Source organism: Streptomyces sp. SID12488, from assembly GCF_010548275.1.
Taxonomy (GTDB): domain Bacteria; phylum Actinomycetota; class Actinomycetes; order Streptomycetales; family Streptomycetaceae; genus Streptomyces.
Window position 1 is genome coordinate 180,259 of sequence record NZ_JAAGLT010000017.1, and the last position, 18,526, is coordinate 198,784.

11 protein-coding genes are annotated in these 18,526 nt (G+C 70.7%); 5 read left to right on the forward strand and 6 right to left on the reverse strand.

Going from position 1 to position 18,526, the window contains the following annotated elements:
* Positions 1-75: 75 nt before the first annotated feature.
* Entirely contained in the window at positions 76-1,677 is a 1,602-nt protein-coding gene (locus G3I56_RS25100; RefSeq protein WP_164412616.1) for an aminotransferase class III-fold pyridoxal phosphate-dependent enzyme, read from the reverse strand.
* A gap of 225 nt (positions 1,678-1,902) precedes the next feature.
* Between G3I56_RS25100 and G3I56_RS25105 the strand changes: the two genes are divergently transcribed.
* A complete protein-coding gene (locus tag G3I56_RS25105; RefSeq protein ID WP_239135083.1) occupies positions 1,903-2,412 on the forward strand; it encodes a flavin reductase family protein in 510 nt (169 codons plus the stop codon).
* An 89-nt stretch (positions 2,413-2,501) separates the two neighbouring features.
* Here the strand turns inward: G3I56_RS25105 and G3I56_RS25110 are convergent, their stop codons facing one another.
* The 5 genes from G3I56_RS25110 to G3I56_RS25130 form a co-directional block, all read right to left on the reverse strand.
* Positions 2,502-3,677 carry an acyl-CoA dehydrogenase family protein gene (locus G3I56_RS25110; RefSeq protein WP_164412620.1) on the reverse strand — a complete coding sequence of 392 codons (1,176 nt, stop codon included), beginning with the start codon at positions 3,675-3,677 and terminating at the stop codon, positions 2,502-2,504.
* A gap of 76 nt (positions 3,678-3,753) precedes the next feature.
* Positions 3,754-4,191: a nuclear transport factor 2 family protein gene (locus G3I56_RS25115; protein ID WP_164412622.1), complete on the reverse strand. Its 438-nt coding sequence runs from the start codon at positions 4,189-4,191 to the stop codon at positions 3,754-3,756.
* Positions 4,192-4,238: 47 nt separating this feature from the next.
* Positions 4,239-5,669: an NAD(P)/FAD-dependent oxidoreductase gene (locus G3I56_RS25120; RefSeq protein WP_239135084.1), complete on the reverse strand. Its 1,431-nt coding sequence runs from the start codon at positions 5,667-5,669 to the stop codon at positions 4,239-4,241.
* A gap of 107 nt (positions 5,670-5,776) precedes the next feature.
* Positions 5,777-6,157 carry a nuclear transport factor 2 family protein gene (locus G3I56_RS25125; RefSeq protein ID WP_164412626.1) on the reverse strand — a complete coding sequence of 127 codons (381 nt, stop codon included), beginning with the start codon at positions 6,155-6,157 and terminating at the stop codon, positions 5,777-5,779.
* A 243-nt stretch (positions 6,158-6,400) separates the two neighbouring features.
* A complete protein-coding gene (locus tag G3I56_RS25130; RefSeq protein ID WP_164412628.1) occupies positions 6,401-6,982 on the reverse strand; it encodes a maleylpyruvate isomerase N-terminal domain-containing protein in 582 nt (193 codons plus the stop codon).
* 260 nt (positions 6,983-7,242) lie between these two features.
* On the opposite strand from G3I56_RS25130, the gene G3I56_RS25135 reads away from it, so the two are divergent.
* The 4 genes from G3I56_RS25135 to G3I56_RS44090 all read left to right on the forward strand — a co-directional run.
* A complete protein-coding gene (locus G3I56_RS25135; RefSeq protein WP_164412629.1) occupies positions 7,243-8,418 on the forward strand; it encodes an acyl-CoA dehydrogenase family protein in 1,176 nt (391 codons plus the stop codon).
* 102 nt (positions 8,419-8,520) lie between these two features.
* Complete coding sequence (locus tag G3I56_RS25140; RefSeq protein WP_164412631.1) at positions 8,521-9,408, forward strand: NAD(P)-binding domain-containing protein; 888 nt, start codon at positions 8,521-8,523, stop codon at positions 9,406-9,408.
* A 226-nt stretch (positions 9,409-9,634) separates the two neighbouring features.
* Positions 9,635-11,059 carry an NAD(P)/FAD-dependent oxidoreductase gene (locus G3I56_RS25145; protein ID WP_164412634.1) on the forward strand — a complete coding sequence of 475 codons (1,425 nt, stop codon included), beginning with the start codon at positions 9,635-9,637 and terminating at the stop codon, positions 11,057-11,059.
* 235 nt (positions 11,060-11,294) lie between these two features.
* Positions 11,295-18,526: type I polyketide synthase (locus G3I56_RS44090; protein ID WP_239135085.1), on the forward strand; the 7,232-nt coding region annotated here is incomplete at its 3' end.

The window sequence follows — 18,526 nt, forward strand, 5'->3', positions numbered from 1 at the left end:
TCGACCCGCACGTGTCCGGAGTGCCCTGGGTCCGTACGCCGGTGGGGGGAGGCGGCGTACTCACCCAGGGGTTGGTCAGCGGCCCGCGGCGGTGAGCTCGTCGCCGGCCTGTTTCCGCAACAGTGTGCACACATCACGCAGCCCGGCGTACAGCTGCTCCAGTTCGGTGTCCGTGACATGGATCGACGGCTCGAACCGCAGCGTGCCGACCGCGCTGGCCGTCGGGAAGGTCCGCACTCGGTGTCGGCGCAGCAGATGGCCCGCCAGGAAATAGCCGAACAGACCGCTGCCCGCGATCTCACGCAGTTCGGGCGACGACGCGTCGGACTGGTCACGGAATTCCAGGCCCTGCATCAGCCCGCGACCGCGCACGTCCAGCACGACGTCCGGGAACTCCGCCCGCACCGCGTCGAGTTTGGCGTGCAGCGCCGCACCGCGTTCCTCGGCCTGCCGGTACGCGGCTCCGCCGTCCCTTTCCAGAAGATCCAGGACGCGTAGCGCGATGTGGCAGGAGAAGCTGTCCTTCGCGAATGTTGAACTGTGCACGACCTCGAAATCCCGGCGATAGCGCTTCTCGCGCACCAGCATCACGGACGCCTTCGCGATGCCTCCGCCGAGTGTCTTGGCGAGGGTGTAGTAGTCACCACGCAGGCCGATCCGGGAACTGGCGAGCAGTGTGCCCGTCCTGCCCATTCCGCTCTGGATCTCGTCGACGACGAGCGGGCAGTCGATCGCGGCGCAGAACTCCTGGATCTCCCGGGCGAATTCGGGGGAGAGGACCCGAATTCCCCCCTCGCCCTGGATGGGTTCGACCAGGAAGGCGCAGAACACGGGAAACTCGTGTTCCGTCACCGTGATCCTTCCGCCCTCCCCGCTCAGACCGAGCAGGACCCGGCGCTCCCGTGCGTGCACGTCGCGCAGCGCCTCGGGTCCGTCCTGCGGAACGAACCGGGCCTGGGCCGCGAGGGACTTGAAGGGCAGCCGGTAGCTCTCGTTGTGGGTCAGCTGCACACTGCCGGCCAGTTTGCCGTGGAAGCCACCCTCAAGCGCGAGGAACAGCGGTGGTGCCGCGACGGTCTCGCTGTTGCGGCGCCTGATCTCCGCCTCCAGGAGGCGGAAGGCATCGTTGTCGTCGGCCGCGAGGGCGACCCCGAGGCGTGCGGCCTCCTCGCCATGGACGGTGGCGGCATTCTCCGCGACAGCGGTGCGCGCCGCGTCGAGTTCGGCGTCGACCGTGTCGAGCAGCACGGAGACCCGTAGACCCCGGTCAAGTTCCGCGTGCTTGACGGCGGCTTCCACCGATTCCGCGCCACTGTTGCCGAATATGGCGTAATAAGGCTCGTCGTCGGAGAGTTCACGCGCGATGATGCGGTTCAGTTCGGCGGCCAGCCGGTTGGCGTACGGGTGGCGTGAGAACTGGGCGTGGATCGGCGTCTGTTCGGCGAGCAGATCCCTGGCGTATGCGGTGATCTCCGGGTGGTTGTGGCCGAGCAGCACCGAACCGTATCCGCCGGCGAAGTCCGCGACCGGGATCTCGGTTCCGTCCTCGTCGCGCATGTACAGGGTGTTCGCCTCCGCCCGAACGTATTCGACGGCCAGTCCGGCCATGTCGAGTATCTGGCGCAGATAAGGCTCGGCGAGTTCGGGTTCGGCGGCGGTGGTGAAGTTTTCATTCATGTCTTCAGGGTCCGGTGACAAGGTCAACGTTCGGTCACTGGAAGGTCATTGGTCATGCCCCGGCACAGGCGGTACGGCGGTTACCCGGCCGTGGGAGAACCGCGAGACGTCCCGGTTACGTTGTTTGCGCCGGCCGCCCTTCAGCGCGGACGGCACTGACGTGTCCCGTGTGACCCATCGGAGAGTGGCATGAATTCCGCGTCCGTCGAACTCGATCACGCTGCCATGCGTTCCGCTCACGGGCCGGTGCGGCCGGACCGGCTTCGCGAGGTGATGTCCCGCTTCGCCACGGGCGTCACGGTACTCACCGTGGGTGGGGAGCACCTCCACGCCATGACGGCGAACGCCTTCAGCTCGGTTTCCCTCGACCCGCCGTCCGTCCTGTGCGGCATCGGCCACAGCGCGGTCATGCACGGTGCGCTGACCGGTGCCGGGCACTTCGCCGTGAACATACTCGGTGCTCACCAGGAGGCGCTCGCCCGGCACTTCGCCGACAAGAGCCGCGTCCTGGGTGCCGCGCAGTTCGAGCAGGTGGACTGGCGGGCCGGCGAGCACACCGGGGCACCGCTGCTCGACGACTCGGTGGCGTGGCTGGAGTGCGACCTCACGGAGGCGCACTCGTTCGGCGATCACACCATCTTCATCGGTACGGTGCTGGCGGCGGGCCAGGGCGCGGCGGGCGACGAGCTGCTGTTCGTCAACGGCCGCTTCGGGAAACCGGCCATCGTCTCCTGACCGGTGGGCGCGACAGGGCGGCACCACCGTGCAGACCGGTGGTGCCGCCCTGTCGCGCGTTCCGGCCCGCCCCCGGCGGCGGGCCGCCGTCAGAGGAAGTACGTACCCGGTTCCATGCCGACCAGGACGCGTCCCTGAACCTCCAGGTTCACGTCGATCTGGGCGAGTGCGTGCAGTGAGAAGCCCTGGATGTCGCGGTGGAAGCGCTGGATGTGGACATCGCGTCGGATGACGGAGCCTCCGCTGGCGTTGAACAGGATCTCCACGGCCTCCTTGGCGAGTTGGGCGGCGAACGCGGTCTGGCCGCGCACGATCGCCTTCTCCTCGTCGGTGGGCTGCTCGCCCGCGTCGGCCCGGTTCTGCAGCAGCGTGAGCCAGCGCGTCGACAGTGCCTCGGCGGCGTCGATCTTGTTGGCGGCGGTGGCCACCTGGATCTGGGTGAGCGGGTGCAGCTTCTGGTCGGTCCAGTCGGTGTACGTGATCCCCCGGCCGGGCAGCCGGTCGAGGAACAGCTCGTACGCACCACGCGCGATACCGACGAACGCGCCGGCGACGCCGGAGAGCACGTAGGCGAGCAGCCCGTAGTTGCGGCCGGTGGCACCGGTGTTGGAGCGGTCGCCGGTCGCGCTGACCATGACCTCCTCCAGGGAGACCACGCGGTGGGCGGGAACGAACACGTCCCTGGCGGTGGTCGTGCAGCTGCCGGTGGCGGCTCCCGCGCTGACGTGCCAGTCGTCGGTGACGTCCAGTTCGGAGACCGGCACCATGGCGACGAGCTCCTCGGTGGTTCCGTCGGGACGCTCCACCATCGCGGCGAGCAGGTCCCAGTCAGACCCGCGGACACCTGAGTTGTACCGCCAGGTGCCGCTCAGGCGGTAGCCGCCGTCCGCCGGTACGAGGGTGCCGGTGGGCGCGAAAACGATGGACACGCGTGTGTTGCCGCCGGCGAAGACCTCCTCCTGCGCCCGGTCGGGGTAGAGAGAGGCGCACCAGGTGCTGGTGAGCCACACCATGGTCAGCCATCCGGTGGACGGGCAGCCGCGCGCGACCTCCGCGATCACCCTGAACTGATCGGCCACACCGAGGTCCAGCCCGCCATGGGCCCGGGGCACCGCGGTGCGGAACACTCCGGCCTTGTCGAGCAGTTCGATGTTCTCGTCGGGGATCCACCGCTGGGCCTCGGCGTCCGCGCCGTTCGCGCGCAGAGTGGGGACGATGTCGCGCACGGCGTCCAGAACGGACGTCAGTTCTTCCTGGTCGGTCACTGTGTCTCCTTGGTCCATCGGGGGTTTCCGGCATGGCGGAGCCCCCCTGGCGCGCCAGGGGGGCTCCCGTTCGGATCTAGTCGGCGACGAGGCCGCTGGAGGCCACCGGGCGGTCGATGGCCATCAGCCAGCGGCCGTCCTCGGTGCGGCGGAGCACGTCGGTGCAGTTGCCCTCCAGCCGGACCGGCTCGCCGTCGGGGCCCGTGGAGTCGATGGCGTACTCGACACCGATCAGCGCCACGTCTCCGGCGACGTACGAGTGGGTGACGGTCGCCTTGAGGGTCGGCTTGGCGGCCAGGAACTCCTTGAAGAACGTCAGCCGGGCCTCGCCCGTCAGGGGCTCTCCGGAGAAGTTCGATATCGAGTCGTCGAGGTAGAGGCTGTTGAACAGTGCGCCGTCACCCGAGTTGAACACCTGGATGAAGATCTCGTTCTGGGTGTCGGTGTCGGCGGTGAGGTCGGGGCGTGCCGGGTCGAAGTCGACGGTGAAGGACGTGGCTGACGTGGCTGACATGGCTTGGTGCTTCCCTTCTGGAAGGTGGATGGGTGACGCGTCGGTGGTCATTCCTCGCCCGCTGCCTGCCGGGCGGCACGCATGCCGGACTCGATGGCGCCGTCGATGTAGCCGCTCCAGCCGTTGGCTATGTCACCGCTGGCGAAGGAGAGCCGCCCACTGGTGTGGGTGACATCGGGGTAGAGCTTCGTGAGCTGACCCGGCTTGCGGAACGCCCAGCCGCCGAGCGCGTAGGGGTCGCGGCCCCAGTCGTGCACCTTGACCCCGATGACGTCCAGGTTCACGCCGAGTTTCTGCACGGCGCTCTTGACCTGGGCGGTATTGGTGGGGTCCAAGGCGGGGTCGGTGCTGAAGGCGATGTACAGCATGCCCTCGGCCGTCTCCTTGAACGGCAGCAGCATGGGGATCGGTGATCCCCCCTCGGCACCCTGGCCGTAGACCCTGCCCGCTCCCTTGCGGGCGTGGATCCACAGCTTGACGGCGTTCTTCACGGCGACGCCCTGGCCCGAGGCGGTGGTGAGCGCCGCGGGCAGGGCCGGGGAGAACCTGACCGTGTTCAGGGCGTTGACCGGCATCGCGACGACGACCGCCGAAGCGTTGTACTGCGTACCGGACTTGGTGGTCACGTACACGAGCGAGCCCGTGTCGGTGACGGTGGCTACGGGCGAGCTGAGCCGGACGGTCGGTTTGGCCTCGTTGAGCATCGCGTCGAGCAGCGCCTTGGTGCCCTTGGCGATGCGCCAGCGCATGGTGTCGTTCCAGCCCTGGTTGGTGTGGCCGGACAGCGCCCACCACTGCGCGAACATCGTGAACGCGCCCATGGCGCTGGTGCCGCCGGAGTAGACCGCCGTCTGCCCGTTGACGAGGAGCTCCTCCGCGGGCGTGAGGGAGAGCTGGGTCAGGCGGTCACGCAGTGACAGCTTGTCCAGGTTCGCCAGCAGATCGTTCCGGAGCAGCGGCTGGAGGGGCTTCTCGAAGTACGTCTGCGAACCTTCGAACATGCGGTCGAAGATGGTGCCGATGCGGCCGAAGCCGTCCTCCGGCGTGAACTGCTTCGGGCCGCTCGGCGTCGGCAGCCAGGTGGTCGAGATCGGGTCGTCCTCCTCCAGCGCCAAGGAGTAGCGCTTGAGTTCGGGGCCCAGATAGGGCTGGGTCGGCTCGACCCAGGTACCGCCGCGCTCGATCAGCTGCCCGCCGTAGGTGTCGGTCCAGGTGCGGCCGCCGATGCGGTCGCGGGCCTCAAGGACGAGCACCCGCTTCCCGCGGGCGCGCAGTTCGCGGGCCGCGGTGACGCCGGCGAAGCCCGCGCCGATGACGATGACGTCCCAGTCCGCCGCGGCCGCCGGGGCTGCCGTCGTGCCGCGGGAGGCGGCCGAGGCGACCGGGGCGAGGACGGGTACCGCTACGGCCGCCGCGCCGGCCGCCTTGATGAGGGTGCGGCGCGACGGCCGCTGCTGGCTGGTGGGTCCGGTGTGCATGGTGCTGTGTGTCCCCCGTGTACTCGATGCCGGCCCGCCGGGCGGACCTGACATGTCATTCATGATCGGATGTGCCTTCGGGTCTGGGCGTGTCGGCGTCGCGCCGGTCAGCTCTCCTGGCCGAACGGGTCGTCGATCGCGTAGCGCCACACCCCGTCCTCGCCCAGGGTCAGCACGTCCACGCCGACGCCCGACAGGTGCTCGGACGCTCCGTCGGCGTCGTCGATGTCGATCGTCCAGTCGACGATCATCAACGCGGTGTCCCCGGTGACGAACACCTGCCGGGGCTTCGCGGTCATACGCGGCTTGGCCGCAAGGAACTCGCGCTGGTATTTCCGGCGCTCGTCACCCCTGAGCGGCTTGCCCGGTTCCCATACGGCGACGGCATCGGCGGTGTAGAAACCGTCAACTGTCTCGAAGTCGCCTGTGTTGACGGCCTCGACGTAGCGTGCGGTGTGGTTTTCCAGTTCCGCGACGATCTTTGACATGGCGGGAATCGGCCTGCCTTCCTGGCGAGGAACGTTCCGGTGAAAGGAACGTTCAGGACGGGTGCTTGTGCATTCCGTGGCCGACACTATTCGGGCAGGTTCAACGCCTCATCCATGCTGCGGTAACGCCGTGGTCTCCGGCGCGGGAAACGACAACGCCGGGAAAAAAGAAAAGTGCCCCCGGGCGACTCGTGTGAAGTCGCCCGAGGGCACGTCGGAGCGGTGTGGTGCGCGGCGGCCGGTTTACCGGACCCGGCCGTCCCAGCGCCAGCCGGTACGGCGCGGGAGTCCCGGCAGTGCGACGCGTCCCGTGCACCACAGCAGGGTCTGGGCGGGGTTGTGGCCGGCCGGCGCGTCGGGGAAGAGGCGCTCGACCACGGGCGCGGCGAGCTCGTCCGAGGGTGTGTACTCCACGTCGAGCGCCTGCGCGATGTCCCGCCCGTGCACCACGAGTTCGAGCACACCCATGGCGGCGAAACCGGCCGCGTCGGAGTGACCGTAGGGATGCCAGGCGCGGGCCTCGGGCGGGGTGTCACGGACGGTGCCGGCGAGCAGCGTGCCGGCGATACGGATGCCTTCGAGGGCCGCGGGGGCGGGTGCGTTCCCGTCGATCGAGGAGAACAGGGTGATGTAGCGGTCGGTGGGGCGGGCGATGAGCAGGCCCGCGTAACCCACGACGCCGAGCGCGATGTGCGAAAGGGTTTCGCGACAGTTCCAGTCCAGGTCACCGGCATTTCCGCGCCAGTCCTGGTGCGCTCCCTTTTCGAGCGCCGAGGTGGTGTCCTCGGCCGCCGTACGTACGAGTTCGGGCCATGAAAGAGTCATGCGGAAATATTCCCACACATGACGTCGTGCGCACCGTCCGCTCATTTTCCGGCATCTCGCCGGTAAGTGCTCGGTAAGTGTCCGGTAATTATGTTTCCCGGTCGGGTGACTTCAGGGAAATGTGGAGGTGATGACCGCACAATGGGCGGTCTCTTACTGCTTTTTCCGGCGCCTTCAGTAAGGTTTCGAACTGCCTGGTGGGCGTTGGGTTCTCGCGCCTCTCGACCGGCAGTAGGAATCGCACTATCGAGGAGCCGGAAATGGCCACGAACGACGACCTGACAGGCGTACTGGAAGCCGTGCGCAGCATCGCCCCGAGCCTTCGCGAGAACGGTCGCGCAGCCGAGGACCGCGGCTGGCTGCTGGACGAGAGCATCGAACTCCTGGAGAAGGCAGGGGTGTTCCGCATGGCGGTGCCCCGCAGGTTCGGCGGCCTCGACCTGCCCCTGGCCGACCAGGCGAAGGTCATCACCGAGATCGGCCGCGCCTGCCCGGCCGCCGCCTGGGTGACCATGGTGTGGGTGACGAGCACCTGGACGGCCACGCTCTACCCCGACCGGACGCAGGAGGAGATCTTCGCCGCCGGCTCCGTCAGAATCTCCAGCGCGTTCGCGCCGACGGGCACCGCGACCCCCACCGACGGCGGGTACCGCCTCAACGGCACGTGGAGGTTCAACACCGGCTGCAAGGGCGCCGACTGGGACTTCACGGCCGCGATGGTTCAGAACCCGGACGGCACTCAGGGCGAGATCATGGCCGTCGTCCCCATGGACCAGCTCAGGATCGTCGACGACTGGGACGTCTCCGCCGGCGCCGCCACCGGCAGCGCCACCGCGGTCGCCGAGGACGTCTTCGTGCCGGCGCACCACGCGGTGTCCTTCGAGGAGGTCATGGTCAGCGCGACCGGCGACCGCTCCAACGCGGGGGCCACCGGCCGCAACTACGGCCTGCTCAGCTTCGTCATGGCGGAGGTCGCCGCCGTGTTCGTCGGTATCGCGCGTGGTGCGTACGAGCTGTTCCTCGACCGGCTGCCCGGCCGGGGGATCACGTACACCGACTGGACCGACCAGAAGCTGCACCCGCTCACCCAGATCCAGGTGGCCACCGCCGCCAACAAGATCGACGCCGCCGAGGCACTGTCGACGCGCTGGCTCACGCTGCTGCAGAACCGGGCCGACGCGGGCGAGCAGCCCACCGACGAGGAGAAGGCGATCGTGCGCGGCCAGACCGCGTTCGCCGCCCAACTCGCCAAGGAGGCCGTGGAGATCCTGTTCAACGCCAGCGGAGGCTCCGTCATCCGACGCGATGTCCACATCCAGCGCTTCCACCGCGACATCCAGGGCTTCTCACTGCACGCACTCGCCCAGATCGACGTGAACCTGGAGGTTCAGGGACGCGTCCTGGTCGGCATGGAGCCGGGTACGTACTTCCTCTGACGGCGGCCCGCCGCCGGGGGCTCTTCCCGGACCGTTTTCCCGCCGGTGCGCCCCGCGCGCCGGTCTGTTCAGCACACTGCTTCGTACTGGAGGAAATGATTCATGGGTGACAACCACACCTCGGTGTCGGTGATCGGCCTCGGCCTCATGGGGCAGGCACTGGCCGCCGCCTTCCTGAAGGCGGGCCACGCCACCACCGTGTGGAACCGCTCGGCCGACAAGGCCGACGGGGTCGTCGCGGACGGCGCGGTACTCGCAGCGTCCCCCGCCGACGCCGTGGCCGCGAGTGACCTGCTGGTCGTGTGCGTGTCGACGTACGACGTGGTGCACGACGTGATCGGCTCGCTGGGTGACGCGCTGCGCGGCAAGACCGTGGTCAACCTGACCTCGGGCTCCTCCGAGCAGGCCCGGCAGACCGCCGAGTGGGCAGAGAAGAACGGCGCGCGGTACCTCGACGGCGCCATCATGATCACCCCGCCCGGTATCGGCACCGAGACCGCCGTCCTCTTCTACGCCGGTGACAAGGCCGTCTTCGACGCCCACGAGCCCGTGCTGAAGCTGCTCGGCGCCGGCACCACCTACCTCGGCACCGACCACGGCAAGCCCGCCCTGTTCGACGTGTCGCTGCTCGGCCTCATGTGGGGCGCCCTGAACAGCTTCCTGCACGGGGTCGCCATCGTGGAGACCGGTGGCGTCAAGGCGCAGGACTTCCTGCCCTGGGCGCACATGTGGCTCGACGCCATCAAGATGTTCACGGCCGACTACGCGGCGCAGATCGACGCGGGCGACGAGAAGTTCCCGGCCAACGACGCCACCCTGGAGACGCACCTGGGTGCGCTCAAGCACCTCGTCGAAGAGAGCGAGGCGCTCGGCGTCGACACCGAACTGCCCAAGTACTCCGAGGCGCTGATGGAGGGCATCATCGCGCAGGGCCACGCCAAGAACAGCTACGCCAGCGTCGTCAAGGCATACCGCCGTCCGGCCAGTTGACCCGGCTCGGGTGACCCCCTGACGAAGGGGCCGGTTCTCCATCCCCCGTCGGGACCGGCCCCTTCCCCTTGCCCGAAAACAGGCATCGCGAGAGATGCGCCGGCCGCGCGGACGATCAGCCGGCCCATTTCCCGCACGCTTTCCGTTCCGTACGTTTCCGCAAGTTCTCCGCACCGTGATCGATCTTTCCGTACGTGATTCACACTCTTCACGAAAGGTGTTTTCGATGACTGGGAACGGCGACAGCACGGACACCCGCGCCAGCAGCCGCGTCACCAGAAGAACCCTTCTGAAAGCGGCGGGCGCGACCGCGCTCACCGCCGGTGTCGTCACCGCCACGGCGCCCTCCGCCGCAGCCGACGCCGGGCCCTTCGACGCGATCGTCGTCGGCGCCGGCTACGCGGGCGGCACCGTCGCCCGCGAACTGACCGCGCGCGGCATGAAGGTCCTGGTCCTGGAGGCACGCGACCGTATCGGCGGCCGAATCGAGCCCGGCACGCTGGCCGGGCAGCACGTCGAACTGGGCGGCGGCTGGTTCGGCCCCGGCCAGAACCTCGTGGCCCGCGAACTGAGCCGGTACTCGCTGACCACCAGGGAGGACATCCACACCACCCGCATGGTCATGCCGGGCGTGGGCGGCGGCTTCCAGAGCCACTCCCCGCAGGAGGCCGGCGCCAGGCTCAACACCCTGTTCGCGGACTTCTACGCCGGCTCCGAACGGTACTTCGAGCGACCCTACGAGCCGCTGCACCGCAAGGACCTGCTCGCGTCCGTCGACTCCCTCTCGCTCGCCGACCGGATCTCCCAGCTCCACCTGTCAGGCGTCGACCACGACTGGGTGAGTGGCGCCACCTCGGTGTTCGCGGGCGGCAACCGGTTCGGCTCCCTGACCGGCATGGCCCAGTGGTACCAGCTCGCGGGCGGCACCTACGACCAGTTCCTGTCGGTGATGAGCCTGCTTCCGGAAGGCGGCATGATCTCCGTCCTGGAGCGGATGCTGGCCGAGTCCGGGGCGACCGTGAGCCTCAACTCGCCCGTCACCGCGATCCGCGAACGCGGCGGCCTCACCCAGGTCGAGGTGAGCGGCGGCCGTGTGTACAAGGCACCCGTGGTCGTGGTCGCCACACCCGTCAACATGTGGTCCACCCTCACCTTCGAGCCGGGCCTGCCCCAGGTGTACGCGGACGCGGCCCGCGAGGGCGTCGGCGTACCGCACGCCACCAAGCTGTGGCTGCGGGTGCGCGGCACCTCCGAGGCGGTCTCCGCCCAGGCACCCGAGGGCGCCCCCATCCTGCTGCTGATCCCGCAGGCGCAACTGCCCGACGGGCGCCTCTTCGTCGCCTTCACCGGCCCCTCCCTCAACGTGTCCGACCCGGCGGCGGTACGGGCCGCGGTACGCGGGCTGCTGCCGGAGGCCAGGGTCGTCGACTACCGCGCCAAGGAATGGCACAAGGACCCCTACGCGCGGGGCGGCTGGGGCCTGCGCCGGCCGGGACAGCTGCTGCGCCAGCTGCCGCGCATCCAGGAACCGTTCGGACGCGTCGTGTTCGCGGGCGGTGACACGGCGAGCGGCTGGCACGGAGCCTTCGTCGAGGGCGCCCTGGAGTCCGGCTTCCGCGCCGCGGACCAGGCGGCGGCCATCGCCGGCTGACCGGCCGACGCGCCATGACCGGGCGGAGAAAAACGGGCGGGCACCATTGCGCTCACCGTCCGGTCATGGCGCTTTTCCCTTTCCACTTCCGCTCTCTTTTTTTGTCCGTACCGAATTACCGAGCCGAGGCCGGACACTGAGATGAGCGAGAGACCCCCCTGCCTACGATCGAGCCGAAGTATTTCTCCACCCAGAAGTCTTGCGGTAATTCGGCCGGAAAGGGCAGTCGAGCGCGATGACGAATCAGCACCAGTCCGAAACGATGGGGACGCGTCGTGCGGAGGGCGAGGCGATCGCGGTCGTCGGTCTTTCCTGCCGACTGCCGGGAGCCGAGAACCCCGACGCGTTCTGGGAGCTGCTGAGCACCGGCTCGGCGGCCGTCACACCGGTGCCGCAGGGCCGCTGGGAGTCCGCGACCGGGGAGGCCACGCCCGCAGGCACCGAGCCCGGCATGCGCCGCGGAGGCTTCCTGGAGCGCGTCGACACCTTCGACGCCGGCTTCTTCGGCATAGCCCCCCGCGAGGCACGGGTCATGGACCCGCAGCAGCGCCTCGTGCTCGAACTGGCCTGGGAGGCGCTGGAGAACGCCGGCATCGTCCCGGACACCCTGCGCGACAGCCGCACCGCCGTGTTCGTCGGCACCCTGCGCGACGACTACGCCGCACTGCTCTACCAGCACGGCGCCCGGGCGATCACCCAGCACACCATGACGGGCGTCAACCGTGGCGTGATCGCGAACCGGGTCTCCTACCACCTGGGCCTGCGCGGCCCCAGCCTCACCGTCGACTCGGCCCAGTCCTCCTCGCTCGTCGCGGTCCACCTGGCCTGCGAGTCCTTGCGCTCGGGCGAGTCGGACGCCGCGATCGTCGCCGGAGTCAACCTCAACATCCTCGCCGAGGCCGCCGTCACCGGGGAGCGCTTCGGGGGACTCTCCCCGGACGGCACGACGTACACCTTCGACGCCCGCGCCAACGGGTTCGTACGCGGCGAAGGCGGCGGCGCCGTCGTCCTCAAGCCGCTGTCCCGGGCTCTCGCCGACGGTGACGACATCCACGGCGTGATCCACGCGAGCGCCGTGAACAACGACGGCGCGACCCCCGGCCTGACCGTGCCCGGCCGTGAGTCCCAGGAGCGCGCACTGCGCGAGGCGTACGACAGGAGCGGCCTCGACACCACCGCGGTCCAGTACGTCGAACTGCACGGCACCGGAACACCGGTCGGCGACCCCGTCGAGGCCGCCGCGCTCGGCGCGGTGCTCGGCGCGGCCCGCACCGGCGCAGCCCCGCTGCGCGTCGGGTCCGCGAAGACCAACGTGGGCCACCTGGAAGGCGCCGCGGGGATCGTCGGCCTGATCAAGACCCTCCTCGCGCTGCGCCACCGTCGCCTGCCCGCGAGCCTCAACTTCGAAGCCGCGAACCCCGCGATCCCGCTGGCCGAACTCGGCCTGGAGGTGCAGTGCGAGACGGGCGACTGGCCTGCTCCCGAACGGCCGTTGATCGCCGGTGTCTCCTCGTTCGGCATGGGCGGTACCAACGCCCACGTCGTACTGGGCGAGGCTCCAGTGGGTGCCCGGCCCACGTCGGAGTCGACAGCCCAGCAGGCTGGGACTGCCTTGCTGTCCGGGATTGCTTCGGGTCGTGGTGCTGCCGCGCTCGCTGCGCAGGCCGGGGTGTCTGCGGGTTCCCCGGTGGCGTCGGAGCCTGCCGCCGAGCAGGCAGGGGCTGCCCTGCTGCCCTGGGTGGTCTCGGGTCGCGATGCAGCCGCCCTCGCCGCCCAGGCCGACCGGCTGCGCGTCGCCGTGACGGCCGCCCCCGTGCCCCGTCCGGCGGACATCGGCTGGTCTCTGGCCACCACCCGCACCGTCTTCGACCACCGCGCGGTCGTCCTCGCCGACGACCCCGCCGGCATGGCCGCCGGCCTGACCGCCGTGGCCGGGGAAAAGGCCGCCGCACAGGTCGTCACAGGTTCCGTCCGGCCCGGCACGACGGCCTTCCTGTTCACCGGGCAGGGTGCCCAGCGCATCGGCATGGGGCGGGAACTGCGGGCCGCCTTCCCGGTGTTCGCCGCCGCCTTCGACGAGATCTGCGCGGCCTTCGCCCCGCTGCTGGACCGCCCCCTCGCCGAGGTCGTCGACTCCGGGACCGGTCTGGACGACACCGCCTACACACAGCCGGCGCTGTTCGCCGTCGAGGTCGCCCTGTATCGCCTGGTGACCTCCTGGGGCGTCACCGCCGACCATGTGGCCGGGCACTCCGTGGGCGAGATCGCCGCCGCCCACGTCGCCGGTGTGCTGTCCCTCGGTGACGCCGTCGAACTCGTCGCCGCACGCGGCCGGCTGATGCAGGAACTGCCCGCCGGCGGGACCATGGTCGCCGTACGGGCCACCGAGGAGGAGGTGGCGCCGCTGGTCGCCGAGCACGAGCACGAGGGCGAGGTGGCGATCGCCGCCGTCAACGGACCGCGCTCGGTGGTGCTCTCCGGTGCGCACGACACCGTCGCGGCCGTCGCGGAGCGCCTCGCCGCGCAGGGCCGCAAGACCCGCCGCCTCACCGTCAGCCATGCCTTCCACTCGCCGCTCATGCACCCGATGCTGGACGCGTTCCGCGCGGTCGTGGACCGACTGACCTTCCACGAACCGGAGATCGCCGCCGTCTCCACGGTCACCGGCGCCGCCGTCGAGCCGGGCCAGTGGACGTCGCCCGCCTACTGGGTGGAGCAGGTGCGCCGTCCGGTGCGCTTCCTCGACGCCGTACGTACCCTGCAGGCCCAGCACGCCGCGACCCTGCTGGAGCTGGGCCCCGACGGGGTCTGCGCCGCGCTGGCCGCCGACTGCCTGGACGACACCGACGCCACCGCGCCGGTCGCCACGCTGCGCGCGGGGCGCCCCGAGGTGCGCTCCCTCCTCACCGGCCTCGCCGCCGCGTTCGTACGCGGGACGCAGGTGGACTGGGCGGCCGTGCACGCCGGCGGTCCCGGACGCCGGGTCGCGCTGCCCACGTACGCCTTCCAGCGCGAGCGCCACTGGATCGACGGCCTGACCGCTCCCGCCGCTGTGCCGACCGCCCCCGAAGCCCGGGATGCCACGCGGGCGGCCCCACGTGCCCGGGCAGCGGGCATCGACGCCACCGCCCTCGTGCTGGAGCAGGTCGCCGCCGTCCTCGAACACACCGACGTGCGGCGCGTCGACCCGCACGCCGCCTTCAAGGACCTCGGCCTCGACTCCCTCATGTCGGTCGAACTGCGCGACGCGCTCGCCGCCGCGTCCGGCCTGAAGCTGCCCAGCGGTCTCCTCTTCGACCATCCCACCCCGGCCGCCCTCAGCGCCCATCTCACCACCCTGCTGGCCGGCCCGGACACCGGCACCCCGGCCCAGGAGCACGGCTCCTCCGCCTCCGACCTCGCGAACGAACCGATCGCCATCGTCGGCATGGCGTGCCGCTACCCGGGCGGCGTCACGTCTCCCGAGGACCTGTGGCGGCTGGTCGCCGAGGGCCAGGACGCCATATCCGGTTTCCCCACCGACCGCGGATGGGACGCCGACCTGTACGACAGCGACCCCGCGCGCGGCGGCCACAGCACCGTCGACGAGGGCGGCTTCCTGCATGAAGCGGCCCTGTTCGACAACGAGTTCTTCGGGATCTCCCCCCGCGAGGCCCTGGCCATGGACCCGCAACAGCGCCTCCTCCTGGAGACCGCCTGGGAGGCCGCCGAGCCCGCCGGCCTGGACACCGCCGCTCTCAAGGGCACCCGTACCGGCGTGTTCGTCGGCGCCACCACCCTCGACTACGGGCCCCGGATGCACGAGGCCCCCGACAGCGTCGAGGGGCATCTCCTCACCGGCACCACGCCGAGCGTCCTGTCCGGGCGCATCGCCTACCAGCTCGGGCTGCTCGGCCCGGCCGTCACCGTCGACACGGCCTGCTCGTCCTCGCTGGTCGCCCTGCACATGGCGGTGCGTTCGCTGCGTACCGGCGAGACCAACCTGGCCATCGCGGGCGGCGCCACCGTCATGTCGTCGCCCGGCATGTTCGTGGAGTTCTCGCGCCAGCGCGGCCTGGCCGCGGACGGGCGCTCCAAGTCCTTCGCCGCCACCGCCGACGGCACGTCCTGGGCGGAAGGCGTGGGCCTCCTCGTGGTCGAACGGCTGTCGGACGCCCGCAGGAACGGCCACCGCATCCTCGCCGTCATCCGCGGCAGCGCGATCAACCAGGACGGCACGGGCAACGGACTGACCGCTCCGGTCGGCCCCTCCCAGCAGCGAGTCATCCGCGACGCACTGGCGGACGCACGTCTCACCCCTGCTGATGTGGATGTGGTGGAGGCGCATGGTACGGGGACGCGGTTGGGTGATCCGATCGAGGCGCAGGCGTTGTTGTCGACGTATGGGCGGGAGCGGTCGGACGGTCGGCCGTTGTATCTGGGGTCGTTGAAGTCGAACATCGGGCATGCGCAGGCGGCTGCGGGTGTGGGTGGTGTGATCAAGATGGTGCAGGCGATGCGTCATGGGGTGTTGCCGAAAACGTTGCATGTTGATGAGCCGTCGCCGTTCGTGGAGTGGGGCACGGGTGCGGTGGAGTTGTTGACGGAGGCGCGTGAGTGGCCGGTTCGGGAGCGGGCGCCGCGTCGGGCAGGTGTGTCGTCGTTCGGTATCAGTGGGACCAATGCTCATGTGGTCATTGAGGAGTTCGTGTCGGCGGACGGGTCCGGTGCGGCTGAGCGGCCGGAGTTGACGGGTCCTGTCCCGTTCGTCCTGTCCGCCCGCGACGAGCCCGCCCTGCGCGCCCAGGCCAAGCGACTGCACGGCTTCGTCACCGAGAGCGGCGCCCACCACGCCGACATCGGGGCGTCCCTCGCCGTCACCCGCACCGCCCTGACCCGGCGCGCCGTGATCACCGCCGAGGACGCCGACAGCCTCCTCGTCGGCCTGGACGCCCTGGCCCGGGGCGAGGAGACGGCACAGGTCGTCACCGGCAGCGCGGCGGGCGCGGGCCGCACCGCGTTCCTGTTCACCGGGCAGGGCGCACAGCGAGCCGGCATGGGCCGCGAACTGTACGCGGCGTCCCCGGTGTTCGCGGCGGCCCTCGACGAGGTGTGCGCGGCACTCGACGAACACCTCGAACTGCCCCTGCGTGACGTGATGTTCGCCGCCGAGGACAGTGAGCCGGGCCGGCTGCTGCACCGCACCGCCTACACCCAGCCCGCCCTGTTCGCCGTCGAGGTCGCCCTGTTCCGGCTGCTCGTCCACCACGGCATGACACCCGATCTGCTCGCCGGGCACTCCATCGGCGAACTCACCGCCGCTCACGTGGCGGGCGTGCTGTCCCTCGCCGACGCGGCCCGCCTGGTCACGGCGCGCGGCCGTCTCATGGAGGCGGCACGAGCGGGCGGCGCGATGATCGCCGTCGAGGCGACGGAGGCCGAACTCGCCGCCGACCTGGAGAAGTCGTCCGGCCACGTCGCTCTCGCCGCCGTCAACGCCCCCGACTCCCTGGTGATCTCCGGCGACGCGGAGGCAACCGAGCTGCTGGCCGGACAGTGGCGCGCCAAGGGCCGCCGTACCCGCGGGCTCCAGGTCAGCCACGCCTTCCACTCGCCGCACATGGACGACGTACTGGACGAGTTCCGCACGGTCGCCGAAAGCCTCACCTTCCACGAGCCGCGCATCCCGATCGTCTCGACGGTCACCGGTGAGCTCGCCGGCCCGGACGAGCTGACCTCGCCCGCCTACTGGGCACACCAGATCCGCAGGCCCGTACGGTTCCTCGACGCCGTCCGCGGTCTTCGGCGGCACGGGGCCACCGTGTTCGTCGAGACCGGCCCCGACGCCGTGCTCGCCCCGCTGACCCGCGCCGCCCTGGCCGATGAGGACGCGGACGCGGTCGTCGTCCCTCTGCTGCGGGCCTCCCGCCCCGAGGACGAGACCCTCCTCGCCGGGATCGCCGCGGCCTGGGCGGGCGGTGCGCCGCTGGCAGCCGAGACGTTCCACCCCGGCGCCCGCCTCGTCGACCTGCCGACGTACGCCTTCCAGCGCGAGCACTACTGGCTCGCGCCCGGGAGGCCCCTGGACGCACGGGGACTGGGCCTCGACCCGTCGGGACACCCCCTGCTGCACGCCTCGGTGGAACTGGCCGGGCGGGACGACCTCGTGCTCACCGGCAGGCTCGCCGTGGCCGAGCAGTCCTGGCTCGCCGACCACGCGATCGCCGGCACCGTTCTCGTGCCCGCCACCGCGTTCCTGGAGCTCGCTCTGGTCGCGGCAAGCCACATCGGCGTCGACCGGATCGACGAACTGACCCTGGAGGCGCCCCTGGAGCTGCCCGCTCAGGGCGCCGTACGCGTCCAGGTCGCCGTCGGCGCGCCGGACGCCTCCGGTATCCGCCCCGTCGAGATCCACGCGTGCCCCGACAACGGCCCGGAGCCCGGTGCGGACCACGGGCGGGTCTGGACCCGGCACGCCTCCGGCACCCTCGGCGGTGCGGCACCGGCCGGGCCCGATCTGCGGCAGTGGCCGCCCGCGGACGCAGACGAGGTTCCGCTGGAGGACGTGTACGAGCGTCTCGCCGGACTCGGCTACGAGTACGGCCCGGCCTTCCAGGGCCTGACGCGGCTGTGGCACACGGGCGACGAGCTGTACGCCGAGGTCGCCCTGCCCGCCCCGCACAAGGACGGCGCCGACCGGTTCGGGCTGCACCCCGCCCTCTTCGACGCGCTCCTGCACCCGGTGGTGCTGCACGCCGCAGGGGACGACACGGCGGCGGACTCCATCAGGCTGCCGTTCGCCTGGTCCGGCACGACCCTGCGCGCCGGCGGCGCCGACACCCTGCGGGTACAGATCGTGCCGAGCGGGCCCGACACCTTCGTGCTGCACGCGGCGGACGCCGTCGGTGAACCGGTCATGAGCGTGGAGTCACTCGCCCTGCGCCCGGTCGCCAAGGAGCGGCTCGGCTCCGCGGCGAAGCCGCAGCACGACGCCTCGTACGCCGTGGACTGGACGCCGCTCGCGGCGCCCGACACCGATGCTCCAGGCATCGTGGAGGCGGCCGGCCCCGACCTCGCGGACGTGGACCCCGCCGCCGACGTGGTGCTCGTGCGCGCCACCGCGGGCGACGGTCAGAGCGACGTCCCGGCCGCCGCACACCACACCGCGGACGTCTTCCTGCGCCTCGTACAGAACTTCCTCGCCGACGAGCGCCTGACCGCCGCCCGCCTCGTGGTGCTCACCCGGGGCGCCGTCGCCGTCACACCCGGCGACCCCGTCCCGGGCCTGGCCCAGGCCCCTCTGTGGGGTCTGATGCGCGCGGTGCAGTCGGAGCACCCGGACCGCGTGGTCCTGGTCGACACGGACACGGACCTGCCGACGAACGCCCGGCTGCTTACGTCGGCTGTGGTGTCGGGTGAGGCGCAGGTGGCGGTGCGGTCGGGTGGGTTGTTGGTGCCTCGTCTGCGGCGGGTTGTGTCGGGTGGTGG

What these genes read in the sequence shown, in the direction of transcription:
- G3I56_RS25115 (WP_164412622.1), bottom strand. Translation starts at nt 4,191, where the DNA reads ATGTCAGCCACGTCAGCCACGTCCTTCACCGTCGACTTCGACCCGGCA.
- G3I56_RS25100 (WP_164412616.1), bottom strand. Translation starts at nt 1,677, where the DNA reads ATGAATGAAAACTTCACCACCGCCGCCGAACCCGAACTCGCCGAGCCT.
- G3I56_RS25125 (WP_164412626.1), bottom strand. Translation starts at nt 6,157, where the DNA reads ATGTCAAAGATCGTCGCGGAACTGGAAAACCACACCGCACGCTACGTC.
- G3I56_RS25140 (WP_164412631.1), top strand. Translation starts at nt 8,521, where the DNA reads ATGGGTGACAACCACACCTCGGTGTCGGTGATCGGCCTCGGCCTCATG.
- G3I56_RS25105 (WP_239135083.1), top strand. Translation starts at nt 1,903, where the DNA reads ATGCGTTCCGCTCACGGGCCGGTGCGGCCGGACCGGCTTCGCGAGGTG.
- G3I56_RS25135 (WP_164412629.1), top strand. Translation starts at nt 7,243, where the DNA reads ATGGCCACGAACGACGACCTGACAGGCGTACTGGAAGCCGTGCGCAGC.
- G3I56_RS25120 (WP_239135084.1), bottom strand. Translation starts at nt 5,669, where the DNA reads ATGCACACCGGACCCACCAGCCAGCAGCGGCCGTCGCGCCGCACCCTC.
- G3I56_RS25145 (WP_164412634.1), top strand. Translation starts at nt 9,635, where the DNA reads ATGACTGGGAACGGCGACAGCACGGACACCCGCGCCAGCAGCCGCGTC.
- G3I56_RS25130 (WP_164412628.1), bottom strand. Translation starts at nt 6,982, where the DNA reads ATGACTCTTTCATGGCCCGAACTCGTACGTACGGCGGCCGAGGACACC.